This window comes from Streptomyces sp. NBC_00236, assembly GCF_036195045.1.
Lineage (GTDB): Bacteria > Actinomycetota > Actinomycetes > Streptomycetales > Streptomycetaceae > Streptomyces.
On the sequence record NZ_CP108100.1, the window covers coordinates 885572 to 906891 of the forward strand.

Genomic DNA, 21320 nt, shown 5'->3' on the forward strand with positions numbered 1-21320 from the left:
GAAGCCGCCCTCCCGGGCACCGTAGGAGCTCCGGCCCACCATGAGCACCCGGCGTCCCGCTGACCGGACGCGGGGTGCGGTGTCAGGGGCGCCGTTCGGCGAGGACCGGGCCGAGGAGCAGGCGGCAGGCCAGCCGGATGCCGTCCTGCGCCGCCTCGGCCGAGGAACGCTCGTACAGGACGGTGGTGAGCAGTCCGTACCAGGCCTGCTCCAGGATGCGGACCACGCGCCGGTCCTGCTCGCCGGGATCGCTCACCCCGGCCGTGCGCAGGACCAGGTCCACGAGGATCTCGTCCGTGCGGCGGACCGGGCTGTCCTCGCCTACGTGGGAGACGTTGTTGGACTGGAGCATCGCCAGCGCCAGCAGCGGCTGTTCGAAGAGCTGCCGGCTCGCCCCGGTGAGCAGCTCGCTCACCGCATCCACCGGGCCGGTGCCCGGCCTCGGTGGCGGAGCCCCGGCGTCGAGGCGGCCCACCCGGTCGTGGAGGACAGCGGCGAACAGGTGCGTCTTGGACGGGAAGTAGCGGTACAGGGTCGCGATCGCGACGCCGGACCGCCGGGCCACGTCGTGCATCTGCACGCCTTCGAGGCCGTGTACGGCTCCGAGCTGCGCCGCGGCCCGCAGGATGCGGGCATAGCGCTGGCGCTGGCTGGCCGAGGTGGGATGCGCGGGGGTTCTCTCGCAGTTCGTTCGGGGCACGGTACTGACGTCCTTCCGCCTGCCGCCGATGTTCTCGTGTGCCGTACCGGCCCGGTGGACGTCGTTCCGTTGAGTGGGACCCGGCCGGAAGCCGGTGGCCGGGTGGATCTCCCGCCCACCGGGACGGGGCCTGCGCGGGCCGGGGCGGGGGACTTGGATGGACGCTCCCGTTCCATCCCGTTCAGCCCGAGAGAGGTGCCCCCATGCGGCTCGGCATCAACAGTCCCGTCGTCACGGCCGTCCCCGGCGTCCATTCCCCCTGGGAACGCACCGCCGGCATCGAGGACCTGGGGGCGGTGGCCGAGGCGGCGGACCGGCTCGGCTTCGATCATCTGACCTGTTCGGAGCATGTGGCGGTGCCCGTGGACATCGCCGGACAGCGCGGCGGCACGTACTGGGATCCGCTGTCCGTCTTCGGATACCTCGCGGCCCGGACCGAACGGATCCGGTTCGCCACGCAGGTCCTGGTGCTCGGCTACCACCATCCGCTGGAGATCGCGAAGCGCTACGGCACGCTGGACCGGGTCTCCGGGGGGCGGGTCGTCCTGGGGCTCGGTGTGGGCAGTCTGGAGGAGGAGTTCCGGCTGCTCGGGGCCTCCTTCGAGGGCCGGGGCGCGATCGCCGACGAGGCCCTCGCGGCGCTGCGGACGTCCCTGTCCCGGCGCGAACCCGCTTACCACGGCGAGCACTTCGACTACGAGGGGCTCGTGGTGGAGCCGCACGCGGTGCAGGACCGGGTGCCGTTGTGGATCGGTGGCCGCACCCCGCGTTCGCTGCGCCGGGCGGTGGCGTACGGGGACGGCTGGGTACCGTTCGGGCTGCCGCTCGACCGGCTGGGCGAGATGGTCGGGGCGGCCTCGCTGCCCGGCGGTTTCGAGGTGGTGCTGAGCGCGGGCCGCCCGCTCGATCCGTCGGGTGATCCGGACGGCGCGTCCGAGGCGTTGCGGAAGGTGTCCGCGGCCGGAGCCACCCTGGTCAGCGTGTCACTGAGCGCCACGGGGGCGGGCCACTACATCGAGCAGCTGGAGGCCCTCGCCGCGATCGCGGGCCTCACGGCGGGCGTAGGGGCGCGCACATGAGCGAGGACCGGATCGCCGCGCTCGAGGCACGGCTCGGGGCGCTGGAGGACGAGCGCGACATCGCCCGCACGATGGCCTCGTACGGGCCGCTCGTGGACGGGGGCGACGCGGACGGCGTCGCGGCGCTGTGGGCGCCGGACGGGGTGTACGACATCGACGAGATCTTCCTCGCGGGCCGGGAACGGATCCGTGAGATGGTCCGCTCCCCCGCGCACCAGGGCTGGATCCGGCAGGGCTGCGCCCATGTCGTGGGCCCGCCGCACATCACGGTGGACGGCGACGAGGCCGTGGCGGTGTGCCATTCGCTGATGGTGGTGCACGAGTCGGGCCGGTACGTGGTGCGCCGGGCGACCGCCAACCACTGGCGGCTGCGCCGCACGCCGCAGGGGTGGCAGGTCGTGACCCGGACCAATCGCATCCTGGACGGCCGCACGGAGTCCCCCGCGCTGCTGGTCGCCGGGGCGCGGGGCGAGCCGGCGACTGCCTGAGCTCCCGGGCCCGCACGGGGTGGTGGCCGGACGGCCGCCACCCCGTGCCGCGCGAGGTCAGGAGGCGCCGTAGACCGGCTGCGGGGCCTCGGCCGCGGCCAACAGGCCGGTCACCGCCTCTCCGGCCTCGGCCGGGGTCCAGCGGGCGCCCTTGTCCGCGGTGGGGCCGGGCCGCCAGCCCTCCATCACGGTGATCCGCCCGGCCTCGGTCTCGAAGACCCGGCCGCTGACGCCGGCGGACGCGGCGGAGCCCAGCCAGACGACGAGCGGCGAGACGTTCTCCGGGGCCATCGCGTCGAAGGCCCCTTCGCCGGGGGCGGCCATCGTCTCGGCGAACGTCGCCTCGGTCATCCGGGTCCGGGCGGCCGGGGCGATCGCGTTGACCTGGATTCCGTAGCGGCCCATCTCGGCGGCGGCGACCAGGGTCAGCCCCACGATGCCCGCCTTCGCGGCCGCGTAGTTGCCCTGGCCGACACTGCCCAGCAGCCCGGCCCCCGAACTGGTGTTGACGACCCGGGCGGCCGGCGTCCGGCCTGCCTTGGCCTCGGCGCGCCAGTGCGCCGCCGCGTGCTTGAGCGGCAGGAAATGCCCCTTGAGGTGGACGCGCATCACGGCGTCCCAGTCGTCCTCGTCCAGGTTGACCAGCATCCGGTCGCGGAGGAACCCGGCGTTGTTGACGAGCGTGTCGAGGCGGCCGAAGGAGTCGAGCGCGGCGGCGACGAGGGAGGCGGCACCCTCGGAGGTGGCGATGTCACCGTTGTGGGCGACCGCCTCGCCTCCGGCCGCGCGGATCTCCTTCACGACCTGCTGGGCGGGGCCGGTGCCCGGTCCGGAGCCGTCGAGGCCCACCCCCAGGTCGTTGACGACGACTTTCGCCCCCTCGGCGGCGAGGGCCAGGGCATGAGCACGGCCGAGTCCACGGCCGGCGCCGGTGACGACGGCGACGCGTCCGGCACACAGGGCGGTCGGTGAGGTCATGACGGGTGTCCTTTCGATGGGCGCCGGGCAACGGGCGACGTCCGGGGCGGGGGAAAGGGGCGCCGGTACCACTCAGTGGCATGACACCCTCCCGCGGCCTTCGTATCGCTGCTACCTTTTGGGCCTAACAAACGTTTGGTGGAAAGGTAGCTGATCTGCTCATGGGTGTCTCCACCTCCGTCCCACGCGATGGCGTCGCCCTCGTCACCGTGGACTTCCCTCCGGTCAACGCCCTGCCCGTACAGGGCTGGTACGACCTGGCCGCGGCGGTACGCGCCGCCGGGGCCGACCAGGACATCCGCTGCGTCGTGCTCGCCGCCGAGGGACGCGGTTTCAACGCGGGCGTGGACATCAAGGAGATGCAGCGCGCGACCGGACCCGAGGCGCTGATCGGCGCCAACCGGGGCTGCTTCGAGGCGTTCGCGGCCGTCTACGAGTGCGAGGTCCCTGTGGTCGCCGCCGTACAGGGCTTCTGCCTGGGCGGCGGCATCGGCCTGGTGGGCAACGCGGACGTGATCGTGGCCGCCGATGACGCGTCCTTCGGTCTGCCCGAGCTGGACCGCGGCGCGCTCGGCGCCGCCACGCACCTGGCCCGACTGGTCCCGCAGCACCTGATGCGGACCCTCTACTACACCTCGCGCACCGTGACCGCGGAGGAACTGCACCGGCACGGCTCGGTGTTCGACGTCGTACCGCGCGAGCGGCTGACCGCGGCCGCCCTGGAACTGGCCGGGGAGATCGCCGCGAAGGACGGCTATCTGATCCGGCTGGCCAAGGCCGCCATCAACGGCATCGACCCCGTCGACGTACGCCGCAGCTACCGCTTCGAGCAGGGCTTCACCTTCGAGGCCAATCTCAGTGGCGTCGCCGACCGTGTGCGCGACACCTTCGGCACGGACAAGGAGCAGCAGACGTGACACAGGACAAGACGATGACGGCCGACGACGTCGTCGGCCGGCTGGAGAGCGGGATGACGATCGGCATCGGCGGCTGGGGATCACGCCGCAAGCCGATGGCCCTGGTGCGGGCGCTGCTGCGCTCGGACGTCACCGACCTGACCGTGGTGTCGTACGGCGGCCCCGACGTGGGTCTGCTCGCGGCGGCGGGGAAGATCCGCAAACTGGTCGCGGCCTTCGGGACGCTCGACTCGATACCGCTGGAGCCGCACTTCACGGCGGCCCGGCAGCGCGGCGCCTTCGAGATGGTCGAGATGGACGAGGCGATGATGATGTGGAGCTTGACGGCGGGCGCACAGCGGCTGCCGTTCATGCCGGTGCGTGCCGGGATGGGCTCGGACCTGATGGAGGTCAACCCCTCACTGCGTACGGTCACCTCACCGTACGAGGACGGCGAGAAGCTGGTCGCGGCCCCGGCGCTCCGGCTGGATGCGGCCCTGGTCCACCTCAACCGGTCCGACGTACAGGGCAACGGGCAGTACCTGGGCCCCGACCCGTACTTCGACGACCTGTTCTGCGAGGCGGCCGACCAGGGCTTCGTCTCCTGCGAGCAGATCGTCGAGACTGCGGACCTGCTGAAGGAGCACGGGCCGCAGACGCTGCTGATCAAGCGGATGTTCGTGGACGGGGTCGTCGAGACGCCGAACGGCGCGCACTTCACTTCCTGTGTGCCCGACCACGACCGGGACGAGGCTTTCCAGCGCGCCTACGTCAAGGCCGCCCGCGACCCCGAGGCCTGGCCCGCCTTCGTCGAACGGTTCCTGTCCGGGGACGAAGCCGCCTACCAGGCCGCCGTCACCGCGTTCCACCAGGAGGAAGCATGAGCGGCACCGAGACCACCGGCATCCAGGCGCCGAGCCGCGCCGAGTACTGCGTGGTGGCCTGCGCCGAGGCGTGGCGGGACGCGGGCGAGATCCTCGCCAGCCCCATGGGCACCGTCCCGGCCATCGGAGCACGCCTGGCGCGGCTGACCTTCTCCCCCGAACTCCTGCTGACGGACGGGGAGGCACTGCTGATCGCCGACACGCCCGCGGTGGGTGCCAAGGCGGGGAGCATCGAGGGGTGGCTGCCGTTCCGCCAGCACCTGACGCTGACCGCCACGGGCCGCCGGCACGTGATGATGGGCGCCAGCCAGATCGACCGGCACGGCAACCAGAACATCTCCTGCATCGGCGACTGGGCCAGGCCCGCGCGCCAGCTGCTCGGGGTGCGCGGCGCCCCTGTCAACACCCTGAACAACCCGACGAGTTACTGGGTGCCCAAGCACTCGGCGCGGGTGTTCGTGGAGCGTGTCGACATGGTCAGCGGAGTCGGCTACGACCGTGCGGCCGCGGCGGGCCCCTCCGCGACGCGCTTCCACCGCATCCCCGAAGTCGTCAGCAACCTGGGCGTCTTCGACTTCGAGACCCCCGACCGGACGATGCGCCTGCGCTCCCTGCACCCCGGTGTGAGCCTCGAACAGGTCACCGGGGCCACCGGGTTCGCCCTCACGGTCCCCGACGACGTCCCGTTCACGCGGGAGCCCACGGCGGCCGAACTCCGGCTGATCCGCGAGGTCATCGACCCCAAGGGGCTGCGCGATCGCGAGGTCCCGGCGTGAGCGGGCCCGTGCCGTTTCCCACCGCGCTCACCGAGCTGACCGGGGTGCGGTACCCGATCGTGCAGACCGGAATGGGATGGGTGGCCGGCCCCCGTCTGGTGTCGGCCTCCGCGAACGCGGGGGCGCTCGGCATCCTGGCCTCCGCGACGATGACCGTCGAGCAGCTCCGCGCGGCGGTCCGCGAGGTCAAGTCCCGTACGGACGCGCCGTTCGGCGTCAATCTGCGGGCGGATGCGGGCGACGCGGGCGAGCGGGTCCGGATCATCATCGACGAGGGGGTCAAGGTGGCGTCCTTCGCGCTCGCCCCCTCCAAGGACCTGATCGCCCGGCTCAAGGACGCCGGCGTCGTCGTCATTCCGTCCATCGGTGCCCGCCGGCACGCGGAGAAGGTCGCCGCGTGGGGAGCCGACGCGGTGATGGTGCAAGGCGGCGAGGGCGGCGGCCACACGGGCGAGGTGGCCACCACCGTGCTGCTGCCCCAGGTGGTGGACGCCGTCGGCATCCCCGTGATCGCGGCAGGCGGCTTCCACGACGGCCGTGGCCTGGTCGCCGCACTGGCCTACGGCGCGGCCGGGATCGGCATGGGCACCCGCTTCCTGCTCACCTCCGACAGCACCGTCCCGGACACGGTGAAGGCGAAGTACCTGGCCGCCACCGTCAAGGACGTCACGGTCACCACACAGGTGGACGGCCTGCCGCACCGCATGCTCCGCACCGCGATGGTCGACTCCCTGGAGCGTTCGGGCCGCACCACCTCACTGCTGCGGGCGCTACGGCACGCCTCTGCCTTCCGTAAGGAGTCCGGTGCGAGCTGGCCCCAACTGGTTCGCGACGGCATGGCCATGAAACACGGCAAGGAACTGACCTGGAGCCAGGTGCTGCTGGCCGCCAACACCCCGATGCTCCTGAAGGCCTCACTGGTCGAGGGGCGCACGGACATCGGGGTGATGGCCTCGGGGCAGGTGGCGGGCCTGATCGAGGATCTGCCGTCCTGTTCGGAACTGGTCGAGCGGATCATGGACGAGGCGCGGGCGACGCTGAAGGCGCTGCCGGGACCGGGTTGATGCGCCTGCCCGCCTAGGACCGCTCAGTGAAGCGCAGGAGCAGATCGCTGGTCGCCTCCGGCGCTTCGAGCAGCGGGATGTGCCCGATGCCGGACAGCAGCTCGACCCTGCTGTTCGGCACCGCCTCGTACCGGTGCGCCGACGACGGCTCCCAGCGCGGGTCCGCATCGCCGAAGACCACCAGCAGCGGAACCTTGAGAACGGCGAGCCGCTCGGGCACGTTCCGCTCGTCGATGTAGGCGATGTTGCACCGGGACACCGCCCGGAACGTGCGGTACGTGGTGCCCCGTACACCGGCGACGAGGTCGTCCGGGATGTCCACCGGCCGAACGGTCGTCGCCCTGATCCCGCTGCGGATCGCCGCGTCCGAGCGGAGCGACCAGAGGAGCGCGCCGAACGGCGGGCCCAGCAGGAGGCGGAGGACGGCCGGCTGCGGAAGGAGCGCGTCGAGACCCGGTCCGGTGCTGATCAGCGCGAGGGAGCTCACCAGGTCCGGGCGCGCTTCCGCGAGCGCGGTGGCGACGTAGCCGCCACTGGAGTGCCCGGCCACGGCGACCTGACGGAGGCCGAGTTCGTCGAGCAGCGCCGCCACCCGTCCCGCCTGCACGGGCACGTCGTACGACGCCGCGGGCGGGGACTGGCCGCAGCCGGGGAGGTCGATCCGGATGACATGGTGGCGGGCTGCGAGCGCCTGGATCATCGGGCTCCAGGTGGAGCCCGATGCCCCCGATCCATGGATGAGCAACAGCGGCGGTCCCTGTCCCGGGCCGTCGTGGACCACGTGCATGCCGTGCGGGAGAACGGCGTCGAATTCACTCATGCCGGGATGGTGCCGGGGCGGTCCGCCGTCGGTCTTGTACAAATGTCGTCGTGGCGGGGACCGTCGGGTACGGCCCGCCCGCACCGTCAGGCCCAGCGGCCGAACGGTGGCCGGGCGGGGGCGGGGCCGAGGGTGGTGGTACCCGGTTCGGCGCGGTGTCCGAGGCCGGTCCGGTAGGCGTTCAGCGCCGCTTCCGTCCGGCCCTCGCTGCGCAGCAGGTCGCCCAGCAGCCGGCAGATGTCGGCGAGGTCCCCGGCGGCTCCCGTCTGTTCGAGCAGGGAGAGCGCGGTCGCGTAGTGCAGTTCCGCCGCCTCGGCGTCACCGGCCTCCTCGGCGATCAGCCCGAGCAGCCGGTGGGCGCCGCCGGCATGCAACGCACCGCGGCCGGGCTTGAGTCCGGCCAGCAGGCTCTCCAGGAGCTCCGCGGCCTCCGCCGACTTCCCGCCCCTGCGCAGGACGTCGGCGAGTTCGACCTCCACCTGTGAGACGTACAGGGCGGCCCGCTTGGACACCAGCATCGAGTGCGCGATGCGCAGCTCCCTCTCCGCCTGGACGAGGTCGTCGTGCTGGGCACAGACGTAGCCCCGCATCCAGTGGCAGTGGGCCAGTTCGGTACGGATCTGGAGCTGCTCGTAGAGCTCGGTGGCCCGTGCCAGCGACGCCTGTGCGGCGTCGACCCTGCCCTCGGCCAGCAGCGTGCGCGCCACCGTCCGGTGCATGGTGGCGACCAGGCCGGGGTCGGACACCTGCGGTACCAGGGCGAGGGCGAGTTCGGCCGCCTGCGCGGCACGGGCGTGGGCGCCCATGTCCATGTACGGGGCGATCGAGGCGGTGTAGAGCTGGAGCAACGCGCCGGGGTCGTGCAGCCCGGACGTGTTCAGTCCGTCGATGGCGCTCTCCAGCAGGTAGCACGCGTAGCGCAGCTCACCGGCCAGGTAGTGGGCGACCGACCTGCCCCGGACCGCCCTCGCCCGGGCGGGGAGCGGATCGTCGGCCAGTGCGTGCTCGGCCGCCTCGAACCGGGCGAGGGCCTCGGTCAGTTCGCCGGTCTCCAACGCGCATTCCCCGAGGCCGACGAGCGCCGCCGCCCGTTCCTGGGTGAGTCCGTACTCCTCGGCGCGGCCGAGGATCTGCTCGTAGGCGGCCCGTGCGTCGGCGGCGTCCTCGACGGCCAGTGTCCGCTGGGCGTCGGCCAGCCCCATCCGCAGAGCCGTCGCGATGTGGGTGGGTTTGCCCGTGGCGAGTTCCTCGTGGGCCACGCCGAGCCGCTCGGCGAGGTGGCGCAGGCCCGCTTCGGAGGGCCGCACCTTGCCGGCTTCCAGGGTGGAGACGTACGCGGCGGTGTACGCGGGCTCGGCGAGCTGTCGCTGGGTCAGTCCGCGTTCCTTGCGGAGCCGCTTGACGCGGCGGCCGATCGCGGCCGGTGCGTCCGGCGCCTCCTCCTGTGCCGGGACGGGCCGCCCGGACGCCTCGCCGCCGTCCGCCTTCGCCGTGCTGGTGTGCGCCATGACCGTCCTTCTTCCTGTGCCCGTGCCCGGATTCTCCCGTTGGCGAAGAGCCCAGTTATCCAAAAGCAACATCATTCCCGCCCTCGCACCCGTTGTGCGCCTCCCCGCCGAAGCCTAAGTTAAACCGCGACTCAAACCGACTGAACCAACGACTTAATTCAGCCCGGGTGTTGGAGGGCGTCGGCCGCCGACGAACCGGGCACCGGAGTGAGGATCGGCATGCGCACGAACAGATCCACCGCCATATCCGTGGGCGTCGCGTTCACGGCGATCATCGGGGCCGCCCTCGCCACCCCCGCGGCCGCCCTGGACCCGGAGCCCGCCCAGAAGCCACGTGTCTCCGTCGAGTACTTCCCCGAGCCCGGTGGCGAGGGCCGCCGGACCGAGGTCCCGGTCAACACGGATACGGTCAGCGGCCGTCCGGCTGCCCGGAGCCTGGCCCCCGCCGCGGAGACGACCGACGGGGAGGTGGGGAAGCTGTCGGTGACCGGCTCCTCGGCCGACCGGCTCGACGTGGTGATCGTAGGCGACGGCTACACCGCCGACCAGCAGGAGGCCTTCCACTCCGCAGCGGCCACGAAGTGGGCGGCCATCACGGATATCGAGCCCTACTCCAGCTACCAGGGCCTGATGAACGTGTGGACCGTCGACGCGGTGTCCGCCGAATCCGGCATCACGGGTGACCCCACCGCCGACGTCGCGAAGGACACCGCGCTCGGCAGCTACTTCTGGTGCTCGGAGACCGAGCGGCTGATCTGCGCCGACATCGACAAGGTCGCCTCCTACGCCGCGAAGGCCCCCGAGGCCGACCTGGTCATCGTCATCTCCAACTCCACCAAGTACGGCGGCGCCGGCTACTCCGGCCTGGAGGCGGAGGGCTACCCGTTCGACGGCGTCTCCACGCTCTCCTCCGACAACGTGCAGTCGAGCATGATCGCCGCCCACGAGATCGCCCACTCGGTGGGACTCCTGGCGGACGAGTACACGTACGACAGTTACGGCACCTGGACGGGCGGCGAGCTCCCCGACATCAACTCCAGCACCTTCACGGCGGAGCAGATGGCCGCCAACCGGACCAAGTGGTACCGCTGGCTCGGCGAGAGCGACCCCACGGGCGGCACCGTCGGCACGTACGAGGGCAGCAGCTACTACCCCTTCGGGATCTACCGCCCGACCGGCAACTCGATCATGCGGGCCCTGAACATCAGTGAGTTCAACCTCCCAGGACGCGAGGCCATGATCGCCGGCTTCTACCGCGAGGCCAACGCGCTGAGCAGCGCGGTCGCCACGGACTCCGCGATCCTGCGGACCAGCCGCATCAAGGTCTCCCGGGCGGAGCTCACCGGCCTCGCCGCGCCGGAGCTGCGCTGGTACGTGGACGGCCGCCCCGTGAAGCGGGCGCAGGGCTACTCCTCCGTCGTCCCCGCAGCACTGGGCGTCCCGGCGGACGGCAGGACGCACACGGTCACGGTCACCTCCGTGGACCGGACCGCTTCGGTCCGCGACCCCGAGGTCCGTGCCGAGGCCACCGAGAAGCTGACCTGGACGGTCAAGGCGTCCGGGCACGGAAGCCACCAGCACTGACGAACGGCCGTGCGGCGGCCACGCACACAGCTGTCGGGCCGGGCCGGGACGCGAGGTCCCGGCCCGGCCCGGCGGGCCCGCCGCCCTGTCAGAAACGCCCGGCGCGCGCGGGCAGGAGCCGCATGACGCGGCCCACCATCGTGAGCCTCTCGTCGACCGTGGCATCGCCGGGAACCTGGATCTTCGCCCCCGCGTACGAGAGCGCGCCCTCCGCGGCGCGGAGGCAGCGGCGTACCTCGTCCGCGTCCATGAGGGACGTGGGCTCGTCCTCGGCGAGAGGCAGATGGGCGTCCGCCCACGGCCCGCCGTACGCGTTCGCGGCCGGGCCGGCGCCGGAGAACATGACACCCTCCAACAGGCCTTCGGAGGCGAGCCGGGTGATCTGGGCGAGCGGCCGGCCGGGGTCCTGCGCCTCGATCGCCGAACGGCCCCAGTTGACGGCGATACCGATCCCGCTTTCGCGTGCGAGAGGGATCTCGGCCTCCAGCGGCAGGAACCGCTTCTCCCCCGCGACGCCGGGCGCGTAGGCGTCGCAGTGCTCCAGGACGAGCCGGGTGGACCAGGCGCCCGCGGCGGGTCCGCTCGCCGTGATCTCGTCGAGGGACCGGGCGAACATCTCCGCGACCGCGGTCGTCGAGGGCGCGGTGTGGATGTGGAGGACGGAGACCGACTGCTCGCCGGTGAGCTGGTTCAACTCCTCGGCGGCGGTGCGGGCCTCCCGGAGGAACCCGAGCGCCGCCTGCCGCCCGTCGGGGTCCGCGGAGGCGAGCCCGAAGGTGCCCGAGGCGCACACGCGCGCCATCGTGCCGGGAATCAGCGTGACCACGGAACGCGTGAAACGCCCGCGCACCTGTGCGGCCAGCCAGTCGGTGTCGTCACCGAGGTCATCGCGGTACGGGATCTCCAGCCCGTCGGCGATACCCCTGTCGGCGAGCCCCTCGTAGAAGCGCTCCCGGTCGGCTCGCGCGGAGGGCAGGGCCGCGTAGGCACCCACGAGAGCGGCGGGCGGTTCGATGTCCATGGCGCCGCATCCTACCCAAGGTCGGACGTCAGATGTCTAGGGTGATGTCCGGGGCCGCGGAGTTCGCGGCCGCGACAAGGGGGCGCCCCTCGTCGCGGCCCTGACCACCCCGTAAGCGAAGGCCCGGGCCGCTGGGCACGTGGAAGCCCGGACAGATCAGCAAAGACGACCCGTCCGGACACGCCGGAGCACCTTGTCGGGCGCCGGGGCGACCGCGAAGGGATCACGCCGGGATCACGTCGGCGCATCCTGGCTCAGGAACCCGGACACCGCACGGTGATGCCCGCCGCCCTCATGTCTCCGATGGCCCGGGCGGAAGCCTCCTGGGACGCATTGCTCCTGCCGTACAGGTGGTCGGCGATCACCGTGATGGCGAACGTGTGGCCCCCGTAGCCGTTTCTGGCGAGTTCGCTGAGCCTCTCGGCGCAGCCGACCGCGTCCGTCTTGGTCGTGGTCGCATGGGTGCTCGAGCATGGACTCGCCGTGAGATCGATCGTGAGCGTGTGTGCCTGCCCGCCGACCGCCAACGCTGTCGCGACCTGGGCGTTTCCGTAGAGACCGTCAATGGTCGCGTCGAGTTCGTCGAGCAGTTGGTCTTCCGCGTGGTCCATGGGTGAATACTTGGTGGTCTCGCTGCTGAACGTTCCGATACGCGTCCCGTTGAGCGTCGCCTGCAAGGTCACGCTGAAGCCCGGATGGGCCCTGACCTCTTCTCCCTCCTCGTAGTGGACGCGCTGCACAGCGGTGGTGACCGCATCCGGACGCCGGGCCGTTCTGTCCGGGCGGACGGATGCCGAGCGCTGGAGAGGGCTGGGTCCGCTCATCACCCGCCGGGCGTTGGTCACGGCTTCGCGTTCGTAGCGGTCGGAGGGATCGGAGACCCTCAGCCCCGCGCCGTTGTCGGAACCCGCGACCGCGCCCTTGCTCTGCTGGATCACGTGCGTGAGCTCGTGGGCCAGGGTCTGCTTGTCGGCGCCGCCCTCGCCGATGACGACATGGCTGCCCGAGGTGTAGGCGCGCGCGCCTACCTCGGCGGCCGAGGCCCTGGCCGCGCTGTCGGTGTGCATGCGCACGGCGGAGAAGTCGGCCCCGAGCCGTGCTTCCATCTCGGTGCGGGTGGCGTCGTCGAGAGGACGCCCGGGCGTGCGCAGGACGCCGTGGACGGCCGACCGCTGCACGGCAGGCTGTTCGGCCTGCTGGTGACCGCAGCCGGCGTCGTGCCGGTGGTGCTCCTGCGCCCAGGAGTGGCCCGCCTGTCGCAGTCTCTGGAGGACGGCGGCGTTGCCCACCGTGCTCTGCAGCACGGACAGCCCGGCGGGTATCCCTGTACGCGGCGCCGGGGTTCTCGACGTGCCCGAGGAGCGTTTGCCGGCCTCGGGGGTCTTGGCTGTCTCGTTCGCGTGCATCGTGTCCTTTCCGGGGGCCAGGGAGGAACTGACGGCCTGTGTGCCGGGGCGGCCCGCACATGCCGGTCACCCACGGCGGGCCTGCCCGTACCCAAGTCTCGCAGCACCACCGGTACTTCGGGGCCCGGATCCCCTCCCCCACGGCACTTCTGGGCAGGCCAGCGGGTACGCGTCACCGCTCACGCCCCGTCCCCACGGAGCGGGAGCCGGCCCGGACGGCCGCCGGACTCGTCAGAGCCGTTCGATGATGGTCACGTTGGCCTGGCCGCCGCCCTCGCACATGGTCTGCAGGCCGTATCGGCCGCCGGTGCGCTCCAGTTCGTGCAGCAGGGTCGTCATCAGCTTGGCACCGGTGGCACCCAGCGGGTGGCCGAGCGCGATGGCGCCGCCGTTGACGTTGACCTTGTCGGGGTCGGCACCGGTCTCCTTCAGCCAGGCGAGGACGACCGGTGCGAACGCCTCGTTGATCTCCACGAGGTCCATGTCGCCGATCGTCATCCCGGCCTTCTTCAGCGCGTACGCCGTCGCCGGAATGGGCGCCGACAGCATCCGGATCGGGTCCTCGCCGCGCACCGAGAGGTGGTGGATGCGGGCGCGCGGGGTGAGGCCGTGCTCGGCGACGGCCCGCTCGGAGGCGATGAGCAGCGCCGAGGCGCCGTCGGAGACCTGCGAGGAGACGCCCGCCGTCAGCCGGCCGCCCTCGACGACCGGCTTGAGGCCGGCCATCTTCTCCAGCGAGGTGTCCCGGCGCGGTCCCTCGTCCACCGTCACGTCGCCGTACGCCACGGTCTCCCGGGCGAACCGGCCCTCGTCGATGGCGCGGGCGGCCCGCTGGTGCGAGCGGAGCGCGAAGTGCTCCATGTCCTCACGGGAGATGCCCCACTTCTCCGCGATGAGTTCGGCGCCGTGGAACTGGTTGACGGGCGCGTCCCCGTAGCGGGCGCGCCAGCCCTCGGAGCCGGCGTACGGGCCGTCGGTCAGACCGAGGGGCTCGGCGGCCTGGCGGCTGGCGTAGGCGATGGGGATCATCGACATGTTCTGGGTGCCGCCCGCGACGACCAGGTCCTGGGTGCCGGACATGACACCCTGGGCGGCGAAGTGGACGGCCTGCTGGGAGGAGCCGCACTGCCGGTCGACGGTGGTGCCGGGCACCTCCTCGGGGAGACCCGCCGCGAGCCAGGCGGTGCGGGCGATGTCCCCGGCCTGGGGACCGACGGTGTCCAGGCAGCCGAAGACGACGTCCTCCACCGCGGCCGGGTCGATCCCGCTGCGCTCGACCAGCGCCTTGATGACATGGGCGCCGAGGTCGGCGGGGTGGACGGCGGACAGGCCGCCCTTGCGCCGGCCGACCGGGGTGCGTACCGCTTCGACGATGTAGGCCTCGGCCATGACTGCTCCTTCGTAAGAGAGATGAGGGTGTATCAGGTCTTGGTGGTGATGCCCGCGAGGACCATCGACAGGTATTGGCGGGCGATCTCCTCCGGACTGTGGGTGCCACCGGGGCGGTACCAGGAGGCGGCCACCCAGACGGTGTCGCGGACGAACCGGTAGACCAGCCGGACGTCCAGGTCACTGCGGAAGGCGTCTTCGGCCACTCCGCGTTCCAGCGTGCGCAGCCAGGCGTTCTCGAACTTCAGCTGGGAGTCGGCGAGATAGGCGAAGCGCGGCTGGGCGGACAGGTGCCTGGACTCCCGCTGGTAGATCGCCACCGCCGGGCCGTGCCGGTCGATCTGCCGGAAGGACTGGGTGACGAGCGCCCCGATGGCCTCGCGCGGCCCCAGTCCGGCGGCGAGCACCGTGTCGTAACCGGTCCACAGTTCGTCCAGGAAGGCCGAGAGGATCTCGTCGAGCATCGACTCCTTGGAGTCGAAGTGGTAGTAGAGGCTGCCCGCGAGCATCCCCGCCTCGTCCGCGATCCGGCGGACGGTGGTGGCGTTGTAGCCCTGGGCGGCGAACACCTCGGCGGCGGTCGCCAGGAGTTCGGCGCGCCGTTCGGCGTTGGCGGTCCCGGTGATCGCCTTCACGCCCTCTGGCTGCTGACGGAGACGGTCTCCCCCGTCATGTACGAGGAGTAACCGCTGGCCAGGAAGACGATGACGTTGGCGATCTCCCAGGGCTCGGCGTACCGGCCGAAGGCTTCGCGTTCGGTGAGTTCGGCGAGGAGTTCCGGGGTGGTGACCTTCACCAGGTGCGGGTGCATCGCCAGGCTCGGTGCGACGGCATTGACGCGAACGCCGAAGTCGGCCGCCTCCAGGGCGGCGCACCGGGTGAGGGCCATCACTCCGGCCTTCGCGGCCGCGTAGTGGGCCTGGCCGCGCTGGGCCCGCCAGCCGATGACGGAGGCGTTGTTGACGACGATGCCGCCGGCATCGCTCTCCTTGAAGTGGCGCAGGGCGGTGCGGGTGCAGCGGAAGGTGCCGTTGAGGGTGACGTCGAGGACCTTGGCCCACTGGTCGTCCGTCATGTCGACGAGGTCGGCGGTGCCGCCGAGACCGGCGTTGTTGACGACGATGTCGAGACCGTCGTGGCGATCGGCCGCGAGGGCGAACAGGGCGTCGACCTGCTGCTGGTCGGTGACGTCGCAGGGCAGGGCGGCGACGTGGTCCGCGCCGAACTCCTCGGCGAGGGCGGCGGCGCTCTCCTTCAGCCGGCGTTCATGGGCGTCGCCGATGACGATCCGGGCGCCCTCCTCCAGGAACTTGCGGGCCGTCGCTCCGCCGATGCCGGCGCCCGCGGCGGCGGTGATCACCGCAGTACGTCCGGTCAGGAGGGAGTGGCCCGGTACATAGGGCGGCTGCGGGGTCACGGGCGGATCTCCTTGGGCAGGCCGAGGACGCGCTCGGCGATGATGTTGCGCTGGATCTCGTTCGATCCGGCGTAGATGGTGTCGGAGCGGGAGAAGAGGAACAGCCGCTGCCAGTCGTCGAGTTCGTACGGCTCCCCGGGGGCGGTCATGCCGCCGGCGCCCAGGACGCTCATGGCGAGCTCGCCCAGTTCCCGGTGCCAGGTGGCCCAGAAGATCTTCCCGATGGACGCCTCGGGACCGGGGGCGCCCGCCGCCACGCCGTCGAGCATGCGCAGGGCGTTGAACCGGATGGTCTCCAGGCCCGTCCAGGCGCGGGCGATCCGGTCGCGGATCAGCGGGTCGTCCGCGGCGCCGTTGCGGCGGGCCAGGTCGATGAGCGTTTCGAGTTCGCGCCGGAAGCCGACCTGCTGGCCGAGGGTGGAGACGCCGCGTTCGAATCCGAGGGTGGCCATGGCGACCCGCCAGCCGTCTCCGGGTTCGCCGACGATGTGCGAGGCGGGGGTGCGGGCGCCGTCGAAGAAGACCTCGTTGAACTCGGAGGTGCCGGTCAGCTGCTGGATGGGCCGGATCTCCACGCCCGGCTGGTCGAGCGGGACCAGGAGGTAGGACAGGCCCGCATGGCGGGTGGAGCCCGCTTCGGTGCGGGCGACGACGAAGCACCACTGGGCGTCGTGGGCCAGTGACGTCCAGGTCTTCTGCCCGGTGACGACCCATTCCCCGCCGTCCCGCTCGGCCCTGGTCCGTACGTTCGCCAGGTCGGACCCGGCGTCCGGCTCGCTGTAGCCCTGGCACCACAGCTCCTCGACGGCGACGATCGGCGGCAGGAAGCGGGCCTGCTGCTCGGGTGTGCCGAAGGCCACCAGGGTCGGCCCGAGCAGCTGCTCCCCGATGTGGTTGACCCGCGCGGGAGCGTCGGCCAGGGCGTACTCCTCGTGGAAGGCGACCTGCTGCTCGATGGTCGCGCCCCGCCCTCCGTGCTCCACGGGCCAGCCCACGCAGGTCCAGCCCTCGGCGGCCATGTGCCGTTCCCAGGCGAGCCGTTCGGCGAATGCCTCGTGCTCACGACCGGGTCCTCCGCGGCCACGAAGGCCCGCGAAGGCCCCGGTGAGGTTGGCGGCCAGCCAGCCGCGGATCTCGGTGCGGAACTCCTCGACGCTGCTCATGGGGGTACGTTAATCTACCAAACACTTGTTAGGGAAGGAGGGGCCGATGTCCGCTGCCCACGACGAACCGGTGCGCTACGAGAAGCGGGGCCCTGTCGCGACGGTCACCATGAACCGGCCCGACTACCGCAACGCGCAGAACTCCGCGATGACCTACGCCCTGGACCGGGCGTTCTACCGCGCGGCCGACGACAGCGAGGTGAAGACCGTCGTCCTGGCCGGGGCGGGCAAGCACTTCTCCGCCGGCCATGACATCGGAACCCCGGAGCGGGACGCGCACCTGCCGTTCGAGCGCCGGGCGGGACTCTGGTGGGACCACTCGGACAAGGCGGGCGCGGAGAGCCGCTTCGCCCGCGAGTCCGAGGTGTATCTGGGAATGTGCCGCCGCTGGCGGGAGCTCCCCAAACCGGTCATCGCCTCCGTGCAGGGGGCGTGTGTGGCCGGCGGTCTGATGCTCGCCTGGGTGTGCGACCTGATCGTGGCCTCGGAGGACGCGTTCTTCGCCGATCCCGTGGTCCGGATGGGCATCCCCGGCGTCGAGTACTTCGCCCACCCCTGGGTGATGCCGCCACGGATCGCCAAGGAGTTCCTCTTCACCGGTGACCGGATGAGCGCGCAGCGCGCGTACGAGGTCGGCATGGTGAACCGGGTCGTCTTCCGGGACGAACTTGCCGCTCGTACGGAGGAGTTGGCGCTGCGCATCGCGGAGATGCCGCGCATGGGCCTGGCCCTGACCAAGCGCGCGGTCAACCAGGCCGAGGACCTCCAGGGAATGCACACCGGAATGGACTCGGTGTTCGGCCTGCACCACCTGGCGCACGCGCACAACGCCGAGACCGCACCGGACGCGCTCGGCGGCATGGACATCCGGGCGATGAAGAAGGCGGGCGCCTGATGGACCTCGATTTCGACGCGGCCGACGAGGCGTTCCGCACCGAGGTGCGCGACTGGCTGGCCACCCATGTCCCGGCCGCTCCCCTGCCGTCCCTGGAAACCGCGGAGGGTTTCGCCGCGCACCGGGAGTGGGAGGCGACCCTGGCCGCGGACCGCTGGTCGGTGGTCTCCTGGCCCGAGGAGTTCGGCGGCCGCGGCAGTTCCCTGCTGCACTGGATGGTCTTCGAGGAGGAGTACTACGCCGCCGGCGCTCCCGGCCGGGTCAGCCAGAACGGCATCAGCCTGCTGGCGCCGACCCTCTTCGAGAACGGCACCGCCGGGCAGCGGGCCAGGATCCTGCCCGCCATGGCGCGCGGCGAGGTCATCTGGGCGCAGGCCTGGTCCGAGCCGGAGTCCGGCTCCGACCTGGCCTCCCTCAAGTCGACGGCCGTACGGACCGAGGGCGGCTGGCTGATCAGCGGTCAGAAGACCTGGTCCTCCCGGGCTGCCTTCGCCGACCGGGCCTTCGGCCTGTTCCGCAGCGACCCCGACGCGGACCGGCCGCACCGGGGGCTCACCTACCTGATGTTCCCGCTGGACGCCGAGGGCGTGACCGTACGGCCCATCGGGCGGCTCGACGGGAAGCCCGCGTTCGCCGAACTCTTCCTGGACGAGGTGTTCGTACCCGACGAGGACGTCATCGGCGAGCCCGGCCAGGGCTGGCGGGTCGCGATGAGCACCACCGGCAACGAGCGCGGGCTCACCCTGCGCAGCCCCGGCCGGTTCACGGCGGCCGCGGACCGACTGACCGCCCTGTGGCGGGAGCACGGCGACCCGGCGGACACGGCGCTGCGCGACAGGGTCGCCGACGCGGTCATCGGGGCCCGCGCCTACCGCCTGTTCTCCTACGCGGGCGTCTCCCAGGTCCTGCACGGCGACGGCGGGCCCGCCGGGGCCGCCTCCAGCCTCAACAAGATCTACTGGTCCGAGCTGGACATCGCCCTGCACGAGACGGCGCTCGACCTGCTCGGTCCGCACGGCGAACTCGCCGACCACGCGGACGAATCGCCTTCGGGCGGCTGGGCGGAGGGCTACACCTTCTCACTGGCCGGCCCCGTCTACGCGGGCACCAACGAGATCCAGCGCGACATCATCGCCGAGCGGCTGCTCGGCCTGCCGAAGGGACGCCGCTGATGCGTTTCCTCCTGGACGCCGAGCAGCGGGACTTCGCCCGCTCCCTCGACGCTCTGCTCACCTCCTGCGACACTCCGGCCGTCGTACGGTCCTGGGCGGTCGGCGACCACGGCCCGGGACGTGCCCTCTGGGCGCGGCTGGCCGAGGCCGGAGTGTTCGCGCTCGCGGTTGCGGAGCGGCACGAGGGATTCGGGCCTCTGCCGCTCGAACTCTCCCTCGCCTTCGAGGCGCTGGGGCGCCACGCCGTGCCCGGCCCCCTGGTCGAGACGGTGGCCGCGGCAGCCCTGCTGGACCGGCTCGGCGACGACCGCATCGCCTCGGACCGGCTGCCCGGCCTCGCCTCCGGTAAGTCGGCCGTCTCCCTCTGTCTGACCTCGCTCGGCCCGTACGCCCTGGACGCCGACATGGCCGACGCGGTGTTCGTGGTGGACGGCGACACCCTGCGCCTCGCCACCGGAACCGGGGCCGTTCAGCCCTCGGCGGACCCCGCGCGGCGGCTCTCACGGCCGTCGGAGGGAACGGTCCTCGCCCAGGGCCCCGCGGTGGCCGCCGCCGCCGGGTACGCCGCCGATGTGGCCGCGCTCGCCACGGCCGCCCAGGCACTCGGCGTCGGCCGGACCCTGCTGTCCCGTACCGTCGAATACGTCACCCAGCGCACCCAGTTCGGGGTGGCCATCGGCTCCTTCCAGGCGGTCAAGCACCGGCTGGCCGACACCCTGGTGGCCCTGGAGTTCGCCGGGCCGCTGGTGCACGGCGCCGCGCTCGCGCTCGCCGCGGGCGACGACGGGGCGGGGCGCGATGTCGCCGCGGCCAAGGTCACGGCGGGCGAGGCCGCGTACGCGGCGGCACGCACGGCCCTCCAACTGCACGGTGCCGTGGGCTACACCGACGAACTCGACCTGTCCCTGTGGATCCGCAAGGCCCGCCCCCTGCGTGACGCGTGGGGCACCCCGGCCGCCTGCCGGGCCCGCGTCCTGGGAGCGGACCGATGAAACCGACGCAGGAACAGGAAGAGCTGCGCACCGCTGTGCGAGCGCTGTTGACGCAGCATCAGGACGAGTCGGCCTGGACGCCGTTGACCGCACAGATCGGTGCGGCCGGTCTGACCGTGCCGCAGGAGTACGACGGGGCGGGCGGTGGCGCCCGCGACGTCCATGTGGTGATGGAGGAGCTGGGCCGGGCCCTGAGCCCACTGCCGTGTCTGGGCTCCGCGGTGCTCACGGTGGGAGCGCTGCTGGCCTCCGCCGACAAGGAGGCGTGCGGACGGCTGCTGCCGGGGCTCGCCGGGGGAACCTCGGTGGGCGCCCTGGCCTGGGCCGAGCAGGGGTCCTGGGACCACGAGGCGATACGCGCCGAGGCGGTACGGCCCTCCGGTGGCGCCTGGCTGATCACCGGGACCAAGGAGCACGTGCTGGACTGGCCCGGTGTGGACGTCCTGCTCGTCGCCGCCCGCACCGCGCACGGCGTATCGCTCTTCGAGGTGGCGCCCGGTGCCGCCGGGGTCCGGCGGGAGCCCTTGGTGACCATGGACGGGACCCGGGCCCAGGCCCGATGGGTGCTGGACGAGGCCGAAGGCCGACTGCTGGGCGCCGACGGCGACGGCGGGCGGTATCTGGACCACGTGCGGGATCTGGCCTGCACGTCCCTGGCCGCGGAGCAGGTGGGCGCGGCCGAGCGCTGTTTGGAGCTCACCGTCGAATACGCCAGGAACCGGGTCCAGTTCGGACGGCCCATCGGCTCCTTCCAGGCGGTCAAGCACCGGTTGGCCGATGCCTACGTGCTGGTGGAGTCGGCGCGTTCGGCGGCGCTCGGTGCCGCGTTCGCCGCCGACGAGGACCCGGGCGCCCTGCCGCGGGCAGCCGCCGTCGCCAAGTCCGTCTGCTCCGAGGCCTTCTCGGCGGTGGCCGGCGAGATGATCCAGCTGCACGGCGGGATCGGGATCACCTGGGAGCACGACGCGCACCGCTACTTCAAACGGGCACACGGGTCGGGCGAGCTGTTCGGACCGCCCGCCCGCCACCGGGCACGGCTCGCCGCCGGGCTCGGCCTGACCGGCCACTGAGCAGATCCCAGCAGACAG

Annotated in this window: 21 protein-coding genes; 11 read left to right on the plus strand and 10 right to left on the minus strand. The window is 72.1% G+C overall.

Annotated elements, in window-relative coordinates; genetic code table 11:
- Positions 1 to 82 precede the first annotated feature (82 nt).
- Positions 83 to 700, minus strand: a complete 618-nt coding sequence (locus OG446_RS03865) for a TetR family transcriptional regulator (RefSeq protein ID WP_328892697.1) — start codon at positions 698 to 700, stop codon at positions 83 to 85.
- Between the two features lie 203 nt (positions 701 to 903).
- Between OG446_RS03865 and OG446_RS03870 the strand changes: the two genes are divergently transcribed.
- Both OG446_RS03870 and OG446_RS03875 read left to right on the plus strand, forming a co-directional pair.
- Complete coding sequence (locus OG446_RS03870; RefSeq protein ID WP_328892698.1) at positions 904 to 1779, plus strand: LLM class F420-dependent oxidoreductase; 876 nt, start codon at positions 904 to 906, stop codon at positions 1777 to 1779.
- On the plus strand, positions 1776 to 2267 hold the full coding sequence (locus OG446_RS03875) for a nuclear transport factor 2 family protein (protein WP_328892699.1): 492 nt from the start codon (positions 1776 to 1778) through the stop codon (positions 2265 to 2267). Before OG446_RS03870 ends, OG446_RS03875 begins: the two co-directional genes overlap by 4 nt.
- A gap of 57 nt (positions 2268 to 2324) precedes the next feature.
- Here the strand turns inward: OG446_RS03875 and OG446_RS03880 are convergent, their stop codons facing one another.
- Positions 2325 to 3245 carry an SDR family oxidoreductase gene (locus OG446_RS03880; RefSeq protein ID WP_328892700.1) on the minus strand — a complete coding sequence of 307 codons (921 nt, stop codon included), beginning with the start codon at positions 3243 to 3245 and terminating at the stop codon, positions 2325 to 2327.
- A gap of 161 nt (positions 3246 to 3406) precedes the next feature.
- On the opposite strand from OG446_RS03880, the gene OG446_RS03885 reads away from it, so the two are divergent.
- Genes OG446_RS03885 through OG446_RS03900 form a run of 4 tightly spaced genes read left to right on the plus strand, consistent with a single transcriptional unit; the run spans position 3407 to position 6865 of the window.
- The gene (locus OG446_RS03885; RefSeq protein ID WP_328892701.1) at positions 3407 to 4162 is read left to right on the plus strand and encodes an enoyl-CoA hydratase family protein; all 756 of its coding nucleotides are present in this window, start codon (positions 3407 to 3409) and stop codon (positions 4160 to 4162) included.
- A 14-nt stretch (positions 4163 to 4176) separates the two neighbouring features.
- The gene (locus OG446_RS03890; protein ID WP_328898187.1) at positions 4177 to 5025 is read left to right on the plus strand and encodes a CoA transferase subunit A; all 849 of its coding nucleotides are present in this window, start codon (positions 4177 to 4179) and stop codon (positions 5023 to 5025) included.
- Positions 5022 to 5801: a CoA-transferase subunit beta gene (locus OG446_RS03895; RefSeq protein WP_328892702.1), complete on the plus strand. Its 780-nt coding sequence runs from the start codon at positions 5022 to 5024 to the stop codon at positions 5799 to 5801. Before OG446_RS03890 ends, OG446_RS03895 begins: the two co-directional genes overlap by 4 nt.
- Before the next feature lie 8 nt (positions 5802 to 5809).
- Positions 5810 to 6865, plus strand: coding sequence for an NAD(P)H-dependent flavin oxidoreductase (locus OG446_RS03900; protein ID WP_328892703.1), 1056 nt, complete (start codon positions 5810 to 5812; stop codon positions 6863 to 6865).
- Positions 6866 to 6878: 13 nt separating this feature from the next.
- Here the strand turns inward: OG446_RS03900 and OG446_RS03905 are convergent, their stop codons facing one another.
- Positions 6879 to 7685, minus strand: coding sequence for an alpha/beta fold hydrolase (locus tag OG446_RS03905; RefSeq protein ID WP_328892704.1), 807 nt, complete (start codon positions 7683 to 7685; stop codon positions 6879 to 6881).
- Between the two features lie 86 nt (positions 7686 to 7771).
- The gene (locus tag OG446_RS03910) at positions 7772 to 9193 is read right to left on the minus strand and encodes a helix-turn-helix domain-containing protein (RefSeq protein WP_328892705.1); all 1422 of its coding nucleotides are present in this window, start codon (positions 9191 to 9193) and stop codon (positions 7772 to 7774) included.
- Positions 9194 to 9412: 219 nt separating this feature from the next.
- On the opposite strand from OG446_RS03910, the gene OG446_RS03915 reads away from it, so the two are divergent.
- Positions 9413 to 10777, plus strand: coding sequence for a M64 family metallopeptidase (locus OG446_RS03915; protein ID WP_328892706.1), 1365 nt, complete (start codon positions 9413 to 9415; stop codon positions 10775 to 10777).
- Between the two features lie 88 nt (positions 10778 to 10865).
- On the opposite strand, the gene OG446_RS03920 is transcribed toward OG446_RS03915, so the two are convergent.
- From OG446_RS03920 to OG446_RS03945, 6 genes are all read right to left on the minus strand, one after another.
- Positions 10866 to 11798, minus strand: coding sequence for a DUF4862 family protein (locus OG446_RS03920; protein ID WP_328892707.1), 933 nt, complete (start codon positions 11796 to 11798; stop codon positions 10866 to 10868).
- Positions 11799 to 12052: 254 nt separating this feature from the next.
- Entirely contained in the window at positions 12053 to 13204 is a 1152-nt protein-coding gene (locus OG446_RS37145) for an eCIS core domain-containing protein (RefSeq protein ID WP_389261905.1), read from the minus strand.
- Between the two features lie 231 nt (positions 13205 to 13435).
- The gene (locus tag OG446_RS03930; protein ID WP_328892708.1) at positions 13436 to 14593 is read right to left on the minus strand and encodes an acetyl-CoA C-acetyltransferase; all 1158 of its coding nucleotides are present in this window, start codon (positions 14591 to 14593) and stop codon (positions 13436 to 13438) included.
- Between the two features lie 32 nt (positions 14594 to 14625).
- Positions 14626 to 15228 (minus strand): TetR/AcrR family transcriptional regulator, encoded by a 603-nt coding sequence (locus tag OG446_RS03935; RefSeq protein ID WP_328892709.1) that lies wholly within the window; start codon positions 15226 to 15228, stop codon positions 14626 to 14628.
- On the minus strand, positions 15225 to 16010 hold the full coding sequence (locus tag OG446_RS03940) for an SDR family oxidoreductase (RefSeq protein WP_328892710.1): 786 nt from the start codon (positions 16008 to 16010) through the stop codon (positions 15225 to 15227). Before OG446_RS03940 ends, OG446_RS03935 begins: the two co-directional genes overlap by 4 nt.
- On the minus strand, positions 16007 to 17173 hold the full coding sequence (locus tag OG446_RS03945; protein WP_328892711.1) for an acyl-CoA dehydrogenase family protein: 1167 nt from the start codon (positions 17171 to 17173) through the stop codon (positions 16007 to 16009). The genes OG446_RS03940 and OG446_RS03945 overlap by 4 nt, the downstream gene beginning before the upstream one ends.
- Positions 17174 to 17219: 46 nt before the next feature.
- On the opposite strand from OG446_RS03945, the gene OG446_RS03950 reads away from it, so the two are divergent.
- From OG446_RS03950 to OG446_RS03965, 4 genes are read left to right on the plus strand one after another with little or no spacing between them, the layout of a single operon-like run.
- Positions 17220 to 18068 (plus strand): enoyl-CoA hydratase, encoded by an 849-nt coding sequence (locus OG446_RS03950; RefSeq protein WP_328892712.1) that lies wholly within the window; start codon positions 17220 to 17222, stop codon positions 18066 to 18068.
- Positions 18068 to 19240 (plus strand): acyl-CoA dehydrogenase family protein, encoded by a 1173-nt coding sequence (locus tag OG446_RS03955; protein WP_328892713.1) that lies wholly within the window; start codon positions 18068 to 18070, stop codon positions 19238 to 19240. Before OG446_RS03950 ends, OG446_RS03955 begins: the two co-directional genes overlap by 1 nt.
- A complete protein-coding gene (locus tag OG446_RS03960) occupies positions 19240 to 20232 on the plus strand; it encodes an acyl-CoA dehydrogenase family protein (RefSeq protein ID WP_328892714.1) in 993 nt (330 codons plus the stop codon). The genes OG446_RS03955 and OG446_RS03960 overlap by 1 nt, the downstream gene beginning before the upstream one ends.
- Complete coding sequence (locus tag OG446_RS03965) at positions 20229 to 21302, plus strand: acyl-CoA dehydrogenase family protein (protein ID WP_328892715.1); 1074 nt, start codon at positions 20229 to 20231, stop codon at positions 21300 to 21302. Before OG446_RS03960 ends, OG446_RS03965 begins: the two co-directional genes overlap by 4 nt.
- Positions 21303 to 21320 lie beyond the last annotated feature (18 nt).